This window comes from Anaerostipes butyraticus (assembly GCF_016586355.1).
Taxonomy (GTDB): Bacteria; Bacillota; Clostridia; order Lachnospirales; family Lachnospiraceae; genus Anaerostipes; species Anaerostipes butyraticus.
This window is the reverse complement of the sequence record NZ_BLYI01000043.1, coordinates 145,764-158,790: the sequence shown is the minus strand read 5'-3', so window position 1 is coordinate 158,790 and position 13,027 is coordinate 145,764. Positions and strand designations below refer to the sequence as shown.

The following is a 13,027-nucleotide window of genomic DNA, read 5'->3' as shown; positions in this document are numbered from 1 at the left end:
AGCAAAATAAAAGGAAACATGACACATGAATTATGAACATTGAAAATGCAGCAAATATTTTTTATAAATATAACAAAGGTGTTGAAGAATAATTATGTATACAAAACAGCCTAAAAAACTCTTAATCCTGAATATCCTGGATGTTTTGCGCAAATATACTGACGAAGATCATCGACTGAGTCAGAAGAAGATAGCGGATATTTTGAAAAATGAATATGACATGAAAGCGGATCGGAAAGCAATCCGCCGGAATCTGCTGAATCTAATGGACTGTGGCTATGATATCGAATACAGTGAGACAATCAGAAATATACCGGTGAGAGATAAACAGACCGGCGAAATCCTCAGAGACAGTAAGACAGGAAAACCGATTATGAAGGAAAATGAATTATGGTCGGATTTTTACCTGAAAAGGGAATTTACAGATGGGGAGCTGAGACTGCTCATTGACGGGCTCCTTTTTTCCAAACATATTCCTTACAGCCAGTGTAAAGAGTTGATAGAGAAACTTGAGGGTCTTTCAAATATTTATTTTAAATCCAGAGTCAGATATATCGCTACGCTTCCGGAGGACAAAACAGACAATAAACAACTCTTTTATAATATTGATGTACTGGATGAGGCAATCAATAAGAATCGCAAAGTATCATTTGAATATGTGGAATATCTAACCGATAAAAAACTTCATTCAAAAAAGAGGGAAGATGGAAGTGTCAGAGAATATATTATCACACCTTATCAGATAGCGGCAAAGGAGGGAAAATATTATCTGATCTGTAATTATGACAAATATGATGATGTTTCCAATTACCGGATTGACCGCATACGGAATATAAAAATCCTGGATGAGAAGGGAAAGTTTTTTCGGGAATTAAAGTGGTCCGGTCATCAGAATCTGGATCTTGCAGAATACATGAAAGAACATGTATATATGTATTCCAGTGAGACTGTTCATGTAACATTCCGGATCGTAAAGCCCATGATTACGGATGTAATCGATATGTTTGGGAAGGATGTGATATTTTCGAATGAAGATGAGACACACGTGACGGTCACGACAAAGACAAACGAGCGGTCAATGCTGCAGTTTGCGAAAAATTTTGCGCCAGATGTAGAAGTGTTAAAGCCGGAGAGTATGAGGGAGAGACTGAGAGAAAAGTTGAAAAGAGCAGTGGAAGTGTATCAGTAGATGGAGGATAGTAATGATGGAGAAACAAATAGAAGTACCTAAGAAAATATTGAATTTTTTGACTGGTATTTATTACGAGTATAACGAGGATAAGGATTCAAGAAAAAAGAAAATTTTTGATCGTGCCTTTAATATGGCATATAAGGATATGGCAACACATACAGTTGCATATCATAAAGATAGAGTGGAGTATAAAGATTACATAGAAGGTGATAGTAAACGGGCTGCCAGCAATAGAGAAAATGTTAAAGTTGCAATAAAAAACTATATAAAGAGCTCGTTCATAAAAGAAGAGAATTATTCATTAACAGAACTTTTTTCTATTAATTCGAAATTTGATTTTGACGAGTGGCACAAGAAATTATGTAAAAAAATTGTAGACATCGATTGTGACGTTGAAGGTTTAGAAGCAAAAGATAAAATGAAAAGTACAGTAAAGATTTCAAAACTTTTGGGACATATAGATGAAAATATAACTTGTAAAGTATTTACTTACGGTCAAGCTCAAAAATTAGTTAACATGATGATAAAATATATTTATATTTATTATAAATGTGAGGGATGGAATGATTTAGATTATCTTGTTCCATATTTTCATGTTCCAATTGATAGTTATGTATTAATGGCCTTTTTGGGAAAAGATAAATATAAAGAAAAATCTTGGAGTAAATTTGTTGATTATGAAAAAAATTATATGTCTTGTCAGAGGGAAATAGAAAAGTTCGTGAAAGATAAAAAGGTATATCCAAATGCATTTTTATGGGAATTAACGGAATGGCCTTTTGGAATAAATTTATAATATTTGAAAGATATTATAGTATTAACGGAGAATTATTGCATATAGAACAACTTCGCTATTTTTGAAAAAAGTCCGCAATCAGCTTTCAGGCTGATAACGGACTTTTTTCTATTCTTTGTTATTTACCATTAAATCAATAAATTCTTCAAGACGCATTCCTGTTGGAACTTTTGTAAATTCTACAGAAATAAAAGGGCCATTTTGCCGAAATCTGTTTCATCATCCTCAGGCACAGCAGGAGAGGGAAGCAAAGGGTCATGTTATTCAATCAATGGAATCTGTATAATTTGACCAGTAATACCAGGCATCATATTTTATTTTTAAGAAGTTGATAAGCAGAGGTAAAATCCGATACGACTCAGGCAGAGCATCCACCGGATAATATTCGCAGTCCAACAGATTTGGGACAAGAGGCACTATAGTGTCTGGCTTATCATCACGCAGAAAAAATCCATATGTGTCATGAAGTTCTGTCTCTGCGGTGACAAAGATTCCACCACAGAACCTTCCTTCTGGCATATTTGGATTGTAAAGAAAATCTCCGGAGTGAAAGGGTAAGGGAAAATTCTTCTGGATAGAAATAGAAGTTGTCCCTGGGAAATAAAGCACGCCGGTGTACAGGACCCATTTGTCTTTTCCCATATTAACAGCACACATGGAACCTGGACGCGCATCCACAAATGCAAGCCTGTGATCCGGGAGGAATCTGGCGGCTGTCAGAAAATCCCCGTTGAGGTTCTCTTTGTAAATCGTTATATGAAATAGTTTTCCTTCATCTTTTGGGACAGCCTGCAGACATGTCTCCAGAGAAGGAAAACTTCTTTCGATGCTGCGGTATTCTCGCCAGAAGCGTTCTCCTTTCGGAAGAATCTGGTATTTTGCATAATAAACCGCGGGCTCATTCGTTTGATAAAATGTACTGACCAGTTCTTCCTGCTGTGCAATGTATGCCTGCAGGAAAGTATGTGTGCTGTCTCTGTACTTCGCTTTTAGTCCCATTGTTAGGCTGCCGGTCGGACAGTCAGGGAGAGTTTCTATGATCTCTTGCCAGGCAGTGTATTTTTCTTCTATACTGATCGTTTCACACTGCCAGGTAAGCCAGGCGGCTTCCAGAGCTGTTGGTTGATACCGAATTTGTTGTAAATGATTACGAACAGTATCAGAATTGACAAATTTTATAAAATCTATCATGGATGTTTCCCCTTTCTTTTTGCTTTAGAATTTCTTTTTACAGGGATTAGGATACCATCCACCGTGGACCTATTTTGACTCACTGCTCTTGCTATATTTACTTCAACAAGAAAAACAAAGGGGATTTTCCCAAGTTAGTGAAAAAAAGAAGGAGGTCATTACTTATGAATATTTATCGTTTTATCCAATCAAAATCAGTTCGGGAACATCTGAAAAAAATCAATTATACATTTTCTTCGCTGGAGACGGCTTATATTATCTGGCAGTGTCCGGATGCGACTCTGATTGAAAGACTTGACGCCTGGCAGGAGATTATCGATACCATGCCAGATTATCCATTGCCTGACAGTATGAAACAGAATGGAATTGAAAGTGTTCATGAATTTTTAAGACAATATATGAATCTGCAGCAAGAGCTTCTCGATGAATTCAATAAGAAAGAGGACGGAGTATATTTTTATAAATTTACAATCGTAACGGGACTTAGAACAGGTTTGTTTGACGATAGAGCAGCTCTGCCTGGATGTTATCAAACAGGAGAAAATTTTGATAATGCCTTTTCGAGTTTATCGGAATGTAAAAAGGAAATTCAGGAAGATATTTATTGGGCCGATAGAGTTGGAAATAAAGTGACTACTGAAATCATTGTTCGAAGGCAGACGCTAACATCACATTCCAGGGTCAAGGTTTCTATGAATGAAAGATTGGAAATCCTTGCCTTTGTTCCTGATTTTACAAAGAATTCTTGGGAGCATCTAGAATCTCTAGAATTTAGACGCTCACAAATAATGTCTTCTTTTGAAAGGATACATTTTAATATTCCTGTCCCATTTGAGACCGGCGATATTGTCTACGCTGAGTTGTCTTATCCGGATCTTATTTCCCGAAAAAAGCACCAGCTGGTTGTCGTTGATTCTATATTAGAAGATAAAAAGACAAAGGAAAGAAAGTGTTTTATTTATGCTGTGGATGACAACAGCCCCACTGGAAATTTTTCACATGATGAGATCAAGAATTACATTGAATTGGAATACTACAGAGGAAGACTGTTAGGACTGGAAAGATTTCTGAAAGCTGTCAGCAGCTTTATGAAAGGTAAACTGGATCTTGAAAAGCTGATCCAGACATGGATTATTATATCGTTTGATCATAAGACAGAGAAAGAATCAAAGGCTCCTGTGAAGAACAGAGTTGAGATTGAGTATCGTAGTGAAGATGATACAGCTGGACTGACGGGATTGAAAAGATAAATTTTAATCTGAGGGGTATGGCTTCAGGAACCGTTTCGGAAACCGAAAGATGAATAAGATAAAAATAAGGTGAAAGAGATGCACGAAAATCAATATTTGGTTTATATGTATTATGGAGTCACATAGGGAGAATATATCTGCAGACGTTAGTTTATTTCTAAGAGACATACTATAAAAATCCTCTGCATAGATTGTAAAAAACAAATTATGCAGAGGTCTTTTTATGAAAGATTATATTGAGGAGAGGGCGGTAGAAATAGCGTATTATATCATCGAGCACAAGGCAACGGTGCGCCAGACGGCGAAGATTTTCGGGGTGTCCAAATCCACGGTACATAAGGATGTGACGGAACGCCTCCTTAAGATCAATCCGGCTCTGGCAGGGGAGGCAAGGAAGGTGCTGAATGTGAACAAACAGGAACGTCACATCAGAGGGGGATTTGCCACGAGAGAAAAATATCTTCATCAGCATGGATGAAGACCGGACAGGAGAACAGAGCACATGATGCAAAAAACAGGCACCTCCAAAAGGAAGTACCTGCCATTGTAATTATTCAAGTAATGAGTTTTCAAAACTCAGAAGGTTTTTCATCGGTTCTGAAAGAGTCAGATATTGTCTTGTGTTGCGGCGAAGATTGTTTGAATTGATCGTCTTCAGCTTTGCGGGTTCTTCATCGAAGAAATCTTCTCCCGCGTACGGAGTCCGCACAATCGAAATATCGACAATCTCGTCCAGAAAACGATTCTGATGAAAGATTTTGCGGATGCATTCTTTCTTATAGGTCGGCCGCAGCCGGTTTACTGTAAATTGGAAGTAAAGCGAGTTGAATGCAGGCTCATCGCTGTCCAGGAGGAACTGGTAGTCCCCATGGAGGATCTTACGGCCCTGATCCATCGTGAGAGAATATTTGGTCTTATTCACGACTCCGTTTTTCCGCTGCCGCTGAATTAAGAAAAGATCTTCTCTGTTCTCTTCGAAAAAATAATATGTAAACAGAGGGTGTTCTTCAACGCCCTGAAACATCAGGACCCGGATCGGAAGACTGATCATGTACTTCTCCGGAGACCGGGACAAAAGATATTCTTCCTGTGTCCGGTTGTACTCAGCCTGGCTGATATTCTTCGTTACTTCCGTGTAAGAAATCTTTTCAACTAATATTTTACCCATAATAACTCCAGTATGGTGCTTTGTTATTTACTGTATATCATTATAGCAGAGTAATATGATAAATTCATGTCCTATTTATAAAAAAACTCTTAAGAATTCGTGGATTTTGCAGAGACGCTGTGCTAAGATAATTTTTGGAGGAAAACGATGGATTTATTTGACTATGCAAGAGAAATGAACAAAGAAAAAGAGGCGCCTCTGGCAGGGAGAATGCGTCCGACAACTTTGGATGAAGTGGTGGGACAGTCTCATATTATCGGAAAGGATAAACTCCTTTACCGGGCCATTAAGGCAGATAAATTAAGTTCGATCATTTTCTATGGGCCGCCGGGTACGGGGAAGACGACCCTGGCAAAAGTGATCGCCAATACCACAAAGGCAAATTTTGTGCAGATGAACGCGACGACATCCGGCAAAAAAGAAATGCAGGAAGCCGTGCGCAATGCAAAAGAAGCACTGGGAATGTATCAGAAAAAGACCATCTTATTTATCGATGAGATCCACCGGTTTAATAAGGCGCAGCAGGATTATCTGCTTCCGTTTGTGGAAGACGGGACGGTGATCCTGATCGGAGCCACAACGGAGAATCCGTATTTTGAGGTCAATCAGGCTCTGATCTCCCGTTCCAATGTGTTCCAGCTGTATTCGCTGGATAAGGATGATATCAAGGAATTGATCCGCAGGGCAGTTTATGATGAAGAAAAGGGCATGGGCGTTTATCATGCGAAGATTACGGAAGAAGCCATGGATTTTCTTGCGGATATGGCGGAAGGAGACGCAAGAAGCGCGTTAAATGCGGTAGAACTCGGCATTCTGACCACAGAGCCGGATAAAAATGGAGAGATTGTACTCAGTCTGGAAGTTGCCCAGGAATGCATTCAGAGGCGGGTCGTCCGCTATGATAAAGACGGGGATAATCATTATGATGTGATATCCGCGTTTATAAAGAGTATGAGAGGTTCAGATCCGGATGCGGCAGTTTATTATCTGGCCCGTATGATCGATGCCGGAGAAAGTGTAACGTTTATTGCCAGGCGTATCATGATATGCGCTTCGGAGGACGTGGGAAATGCAGATCCGCAGGCCATTCAGGTAGCCGTTGCGGCTTCTCAGGCGGTGGAGCGGATCGGACTTCCGGAAGCGAGGATCATTCTGGCTCAGGCTGCATCTTATGTGGCATGTGCGCCAAAGAGCAATTCTGCCTGCATGGCGATCGATGATGCTCTGAAAGCTGTGCGCAGCCGTAAGATCGGAGAAGTGCCGAATCATTTAAAAGACGCCCACTATAAAGGGGCGCAGAAACTGGGACATGGAATCGGATATAAATATGCCCATGATTACCCGGAACATTATGTAAAACAGCAGTATCTTCCAGAGGAACTGATGGGCACGACATTTTATGAGCCGTCAGATAACGGCTATGAAAAGAAAATCAAAGCATATCTAGAGCATATCCGGAACCGGGAAGATTAAGAGCGGTTCTGATTCTCCTCTTTTGATTTTTTTGCCCATTTATGGACCAGGGCCATGGCCCATAGAAAAACCGGGTAAAAAAACATCAGGACAAGCATGCCCCAGAAATATTCGCTGCCGGTAACGGCAAAAAATAGAGTCAGCCCGGCAACTGCCAGAAGAGACAGTACGATCAGCAGGGCTAAGATTCTTTTGATCGTTGAAAACATATCAATAATCCTTTCTAAAAAATATGCCAGGATTGGTCTGGTTCAAACTAATCCTAGCATATTTTTTTTTATCTGGCTACCTGCGTTTTAAAAAGAATCCTCCAGGGAATTTCTTCTCAGGACAGGGTGATGGTATGTAGGGACAGGGAAAAACGGCTGAAACAGGAGTTTTCCCCTGTCCTATACTTAATAGGGGAGGATAAGTATTTCGCATCCAATCATCGATTGGATAGTACTATTATGTCCCGGCAGCATAAGTTTATACATTCTTTTCAAAAATTTTTTCCCAGATCATGATAGATATTGAAAAGTTGCACGGAATTTGTTATAGTAGCAGAGGTAATAACATGTTTTATAGTAGAAGAAAAGGATGGAAAAAAATGGGATTATTACAGGAATGGCGTGATTACGCTTATAAATTTGACGACAGAACAAAAGAAGGACAGCAGTTCTGGCTTACATATTTCAATATTGAAAAAGGAATTTATGAGAAACTGCTGGCAGACAGAGATGTTGTCGTGACAGGAACCGTAAAAGAGCTGGCAGACAAATATGAGACAGATCTTCAGACTATGGTCGGATTCCTGGACGGAATCAACGACAGTTTAAAAGAGCCGAATCCGATTGAGGAGATGGACGAGAATACACAGGTATCCTTAGATATCGACTATGAAAAATTATACTACAACATGGTAGGATGCCGTGCGGAATGGCTGTATACTTTAGATGCTTGGGACGATATCTTGACAGAGGAAAGAAGAAAAGAATTGTACAAAGAGTCCAGAAATTCCGGCACTGTAGTAAAAGGAAAGAAAATCGGACGCAACGATCCTTGTCCTTGCGGAAGCGGCAAGAAATATAAGAAGTGCTGCGGAAGAAACGCATAAGATCATAAGATATAATAAGATATAAAATATAAAAGAGATATACACAGGAATCTGATGTATATCTCTTTTTCTGTGTTGCGCAGGAAAAATAGAACTTCATATTGATTTTGTGTATACAGTGTGATAATATTTTGGTTAGTCACCTAATGATTAGTCGACTAATCAATTATAAACAGGGGATTGAAAAAGAAAGGAGTCAGAATGTACAGCAGAGGAGGTATTTATCATTTAATGGCAAAGGTAAGCCATAAAAATTTCCTTTATGGATTTTCGATATTGAAGAAAGAAAATCTTCATCCGGGACAGATGCCCCTTCTGGCCCTCCTCTGGAAGGAAGAAGGACTGAGTCAGAGGGAGCTGGCGAAAAGACTGGATATTAAGCCGTCCACACTGAATGTTATGATTGGAAGGCTTGAAAAAAACGGGTATATCAGAAAAGAACATGATCCCAATGACCAGCGCAGGAGCCTGATTTATTTCACAGCAGAAGGAAGAACAGTATGCGGCAAAATGAAAAAGAAGTTTTCTGAATTTAGAGATGTTATCATGGATAACTTTTCAGAAGAGGAAAAAGAAGAACTTTGCAGGCTGCTTCAGAAATTCTGTGACTGCCTGGATGAGCAAATGAAACAATCAGAATTGAGAAAGGATAAGGAAGGAAACGATGCTTAAATTATTTCGCTATTTGAAAAAAGCTTATCTTCCGGTTATCTGCATCGTTGCGCTGCTGATCATGCAGGCACTGTGTGAACTGTCTCTGCCAACCTACACATCGAACATTGTCAATGTGGGAATTCAGCAGGGCGGCATTGAAGATGCAGTACCGGAAGTAATGCGTGAGCAGACATTTCAGGGACTTTCTGCGGTAATGAAGAAAGATGACGCAGAAGAAATGAAAGATGCATATGAACTTTACAGTAAAGACAAGGTGGCAGATTCTGAATATGACACATATAAAGACGGCCGTCTATACGTAAGAAAAGACATTTCTTCCGAAGAAAGGAAAGATCTGGATCAGTCAATGTCAAAAGCAATGATCATGCTTTCAGCTCAGATGGCAAAACAGATTGAGGCAAATCCTCAGGCTGCCGCTCAGCTGAGCAAAGATCAGCGGCAGATGATGAAGCAGATGGAAAACATGAACGTGGATAAGATGCCGGACAGTATTATCAGTCAGGCTGCCATTTCTTTTGTAGAGGCAGAATACAAAGCAGTTGGAATGGATCTGGATGCAATTCAGACAGGATATCTGCTGAAAACAGGAGGACTGATGATCGGAATCGCCTTTTTATCCATGGCAGCGGCTGTTTTGGTTACTCTGACATCTGCGAGACTGGCGGCAAGACTGAGCCGTGTTCTGAGAGATAAGATTTTCAAGAAGGTAATGGATTTTACGAATTCTGAGTTTGACCGGTTTTCTACGGCATCTCTGATCACAAGAAGCACGAATGACATTCAGCAGATTCAGCTGTTTGTGACAATGATGTTCCGTATTGTAGTATACGCGCCGCTTCTTGGAATCGGGGGTATCGTAAAGGTTCTGAGTACCAATGCAACGATGACATGGACCATCGCGCTGGGCGTTGTGGCAATCATGCTTGTGATTTTTATTTTATTTAAAGTAGCCATGCCGAAGTTTAAGATCCTGCAGAAACTGATTGACCGGCTGAACCTGGTAACCCGGGAAATTCTGACAGGGCTGTCTGTCATTCGGGCATTCAGCACGGAGAAACATGAGGAAGAGAGATTTGATGAGGCGAACAGAAATCTGATGAAGACAAATCTGTTTGTTAACCGGGCAATGACATTTATGATGCCTGTTATGATGCTGGTTATGAATGGAATGACAGTGTTGATCGTCTATGCCGGAGCAGGAAATATCGATGCAGGAAAAATGCAGGTAGGAGATCTGATGGCATTTATTCAGTATGCAATGCAGATTATCATGGCATTCCTGTTTATTTCCATGGTTTCTATTATGATGCCGCGTGCGCAGGTTGCTGCAGAGCGTGTCAATGAAGTACTGGATACAGATATTATGATCAAAGATCCGGAAGAACCAAAAGAATTCCTTCCAGAGAAAAAAGGAGAAGTAGAATTCAAAGAAGTATACTTCTGTTATCCGGATGCAGACGAGGCTGTGCTGCATAATATCAGTTTCGTAGCGCCGGCAGGCAAGACAACGGCATTTATCGGAAGCACCGGAAGCGGAAAATCGACTTTGATCAATCTGATTCCGAGATTCTTTGATGTCACAAGAGGAAGCATTCTGGTGGATGGACAGGATATCCGTGAGGTAAGACATGCGGATCTTTGTGAAAAGATTGGTTATGTACCTCAAAAAGGTGTACTGTTTTCCGGAACCATTGAATCAAACTTAAAATACGGAAAAGAAGACGCGACAGAAGAGGAAGTCAGACGGGCAGCCAGAATCGCCCAGGCGGCAGACTTTATTGAGGAAAAAGAAGAGAAGTATCAGTCACCGATTGCCCAGGGCGGCTCTAACGTATCCGGCGGTCAGAAACAGAGACTGTCAATCGCAAGAGCAATTGCCAAAGATCCGGAAATCTATATCTTTGATGATAGTTTTTCTGCTTTGGATTACAAGACGGATGTGACACTGCGAAGCGCGCTTCAGAAAGAAACAAAAGGAAGCACAACGCTGATCGTGGCACAGCGGATCAGTACGATTCTTCATGCAGATCAGATCATCGTGCTGGATGAAGGAAATATTGTAGGCAAAGGTACCCACGAGGAACTGCTTCAGACATGTCCGGTATATCAGCAGATCGCGAAATCCCAGCTGTCTGAAGATGATTTAAAGAAAGCAAGGGAGGTGTCCGCACATGAGTAACAGGAGAAGAGGACCGATGGGACACGGACCAGGCGCAGGAATGGCCGGAGAAAAGGCAAAAGATCTGAAAGGCACCATGAAAAAGCTGATCAAATATATCCGGCGTTATTATGTCCCGATTGTGTTTGTTATTTTATTTGCAGTGGCAAGTACAATTTTTAATATTGTCGGCCCGACAATTTTAGGAGATGCTACAACAGAAATCTTTAATGGACTGATGAGGAAAGTCACGGGAACCGGCGGAATTGATTTTGACAAAGTCATGAATATTTTAATGATGCTGATGGGATTGTATGTTGTAAGTGCGGCATTTTCCTTTATACAGGGATTGATCATGACGCATGTATCCAACAATATCACATATCAGATGAGGAAAGATATCTCAGAAAAAATTCACCGTATGCCGATGAAATATTTTGAAAGCAGAACTTATGGTGAAGTTCTGTCCCGTGTGACCAACGATATTGATACTCTGGGTCAGAGCCTGAATCAGAGTATGACACAGATCATCACTTCTGCAACGCAGATCATCGGAGTACTGATCATGATGATCCGGATCAATATCCCGATGACAGTGGTTGTACTGTTAACACTTCCGTTATCCATGGGTATGATCGGCGTGATCATGGGAAAATCCCAGCCTTACTTTAAAGCGCAGCAGGCAAATCTGGGAGAATTAAACGGACAGGTAGAGGAAATCTACAGCGGACACAATATTGTAAAAGCGTTTAATAAAGAAGAAAGTGTGATTAAAGATTTTGAAGAAGTAAATGGCAGATTATATCAGTCTGCCTGGAAATCCCAGTTTTTCTCCGGCGCCATGATGCCTTTGATGCAGTTTGTCGGAAACCTGGGTTATGTGCTGGTAGCCATTCTGGGAGGATTCCTTGTAATTAAAAATACGATCGAAGTAGGTCAGATCCAGTCATTTATCCAGTATGTACGAAGTTTTAACCAGCCAATCACACAGCTTGCGCAGGTAGGAAACATGATGCAGACAACAGCAGCATCTGCAGAGAGAGTATTTGAGTTCCTTGAGGAGGAAGAAGAAGAGGAAGTCAAAGAAGATGTTGTGCCGGTTGAGACATTAAGAGGAAATGTAAGTTTTGAACATGTGCGTTTTGGATATAATCCAGATCAGACGATCATTCAAGATTTTTCTGTGAATGTAAAAGAAGGACAGAAAGTTGCGATCGTAGGACCGACAGGAGCAGGAAAAACAACCCTGATCAAGCTGCTGATGCGCTTTTATGATGTAAATGCGGGATCCATTAAGATTGACGGACACGATATCAGAGAATTTATCCGAAGTGATATGCGCCAGATGTTCGGCATGGTGCTGCAGGATACATGGCTGTATAACGCATCCATCAGGGATAATATCCGGTATGGAAAATTAGACGCCACAGAAGAAGAAATCCAGGGAGCGGCAAGAGCAGCATTCGCCCATCATTTTATCGTGACACAGCCAGGCGGATATGATATGGTAATAAATGAAGAAAGCAACAACGTTTCTCAGGGACAAAAACAGCTTCTGACAATCGCAAGAGCAATCCTGGCCGATCCTAAAATTCTGATTCTGGACGAAGCAACCAGCTCCGTTGACACAAGAACAGAAGAAAGGATTCAGATGGCCATGGATAACCTGATGGAAGGCAGAACAAGCTTTGTCATCGCCCACAGATTATCAACCATCAAAGACGCAGACGTCATCCTGGTCATGAACCACGGAGACATTGTAGAACAAGGAAATCACGAAGAGCTATTGGCCAAAGGCGGCTTCTACGCCGACCTCTACAACAGCCAGTTTGAGAGCGCCTAGAAATTGCAGGGTAATTTCAACTTGAAAACGAAGTTTTCAAGACTCTGCCCACGGAGCAGAAAGCCGATTTATCAGGCTTTGTGCAGCGGGCAGAGAGGCGCATTCAACGAAGAATCCCTTTTAGGGATTCTGAGTCTGTAAAGATGCAAACAACTGCGCACAAGGCGAAGGCAGCAAATATATTT

At 40.9% G+C, this 13,027-nt stretch carries 12 protein-coding genes; 9 read left to right on the top strand and 3 right to left on the bottom strand.

The features are described 5' to 3' along the window. The first annotated feature begins 94 nt into the window (after window positions 1-94). Window positions 95-1,189 carry a helix-turn-helix transcriptional regulator gene (locus tag JMF81_RS10095; RefSeq protein WP_201311332.1) on the top strand — a complete coding sequence of 365 codons (1,095 nt, stop codon included), beginning with the start codon at window positions 95-97 and terminating at the stop codon, window positions 1,187-1,189. 13 nt (window positions 1,190-1,202) lie between these two features. Continuing rightward, on the top strand, window positions 1,203-1,988 hold the full coding sequence (locus JMF81_RS10090; protein WP_201311331.1) for a hypothetical protein: 786 nt from the start codon (window positions 1,203-1,205) through the stop codon (window positions 1,986-1,988). A 264-nt stretch (window positions 1,989-2,252) separates the two neighbouring features. Here JMF81_RS10090 and JMF81_RS10085 read toward each other — a convergent pair whose 3' ends face one another. Continuing rightward, window positions 2,253-3,179: a hypothetical protein gene (locus JMF81_RS10085; RefSeq protein WP_201311330.1), complete on the bottom strand. Its 927-nt coding sequence runs from the start codon at window positions 3,177-3,179 to the stop codon at window positions 2,253-2,255. A gap of 323 nt (window positions 3,180-3,502) precedes the next feature. On the opposite strand from JMF81_RS10085, the gene JMF81_RS10080 reads away from it, so the two are divergent. Beyond that, a complete protein-coding gene (locus JMF81_RS10080) occupies window positions 3,503-4,429 on the top strand; it encodes a hypothetical protein (RefSeq protein ID WP_201311329.1) in 927 nt (308 codons plus the stop codon). A gap of 223 nt (window positions 4,430-4,652) precedes the next feature. Next, on the top strand, window positions 4,653-4,907 hold the full coding sequence (spoIIID, locus tag JMF81_RS10075) for a sporulation transcriptional regulator SpoIIID (protein WP_201311328.1): 255 nt from the start codon (window positions 4,653-4,655) through the stop codon (window positions 4,905-4,907). Window positions 4,908-4,979: 72 nt separating this feature from the next. Here spoIIID and JMF81_RS10070 read toward each other — a convergent pair whose 3' ends face one another. After that, complete coding sequence (locus tag JMF81_RS10070; protein ID WP_201311327.1) at window positions 4,980-5,597, bottom strand: hypothetical protein; 618 nt, start codon at window positions 5,595-5,597, stop codon at window positions 4,980-4,982. 147 nt (window positions 5,598-5,744) lie between these two features. Between JMF81_RS10070 and JMF81_RS10065 the strand changes: the two genes are divergently transcribed. After that, window positions 5,745-7,070, top strand: a complete 1,326-nt coding sequence (locus JMF81_RS10065; protein ID WP_201311326.1) for an AAA family ATPase — start codon at window positions 5,745-5,747, stop codon at window positions 7,068-7,070. On the opposite strand, the gene JMF81_RS10060 is transcribed toward JMF81_RS10065, so the two are convergent. After that, complete coding sequence (locus tag JMF81_RS10060) at window positions 7,067-7,279, bottom strand: hypothetical protein (RefSeq protein WP_201311325.1); 213 nt, start codon at window positions 7,277-7,279, stop codon at window positions 7,067-7,069. The two genes, JMF81_RS10065 and JMF81_RS10060, sit on opposite strands and share 4 nt — an antisense overlap. Before the next feature lie 380 nt (window positions 7,280-7,659). Here JMF81_RS10060 and JMF81_RS10055 point away from each other — a divergent pair, with 380 nt between their 5' ends. From JMF81_RS10055 to JMF81_RS10040, 4 genes are all read left to right on the top strand, one after another. Further along, on the top strand, window positions 7,660-8,166 hold the full coding sequence (locus JMF81_RS10055) for an SEC-C metal-binding domain-containing protein (protein WP_201311324.1): 507 nt from the start codon (window positions 7,660-7,662) through the stop codon (window positions 8,164-8,166). Window positions 8,167-8,367: 201 nt separating this feature from the next. Next, window positions 8,368-8,838: a MarR family winged helix-turn-helix transcriptional regulator gene (locus tag JMF81_RS10050; RefSeq protein WP_201311323.1), complete on the top strand. Its 471-nt coding sequence runs from the start codon at window positions 8,368-8,370 to the stop codon at window positions 8,836-8,838. Next, the gene (locus JMF81_RS10045) at window positions 8,831-11,020 is read left to right on the top strand and encodes an ABC transporter ATP-binding protein (RefSeq protein WP_201311322.1); all 2,190 of its coding nucleotides are present in this window, start codon (window positions 8,831-8,833) and stop codon (window positions 11,018-11,020) included. The genes JMF81_RS10050 and JMF81_RS10045 overlap by 8 nt, the downstream gene beginning before the upstream one ends. Further along, window positions 11,013-12,842, top strand: coding sequence for an ABC transporter ATP-binding protein (locus JMF81_RS10040; protein WP_201311321.1), 1,830 nt, complete (start codon window positions 11,013-11,015; stop codon window positions 12,840-12,842). The genes JMF81_RS10045 and JMF81_RS10040 overlap by 8 nt, the downstream gene beginning before the upstream one ends. Window positions 12,843-13,027: the final 185 nt, after the last annotated feature.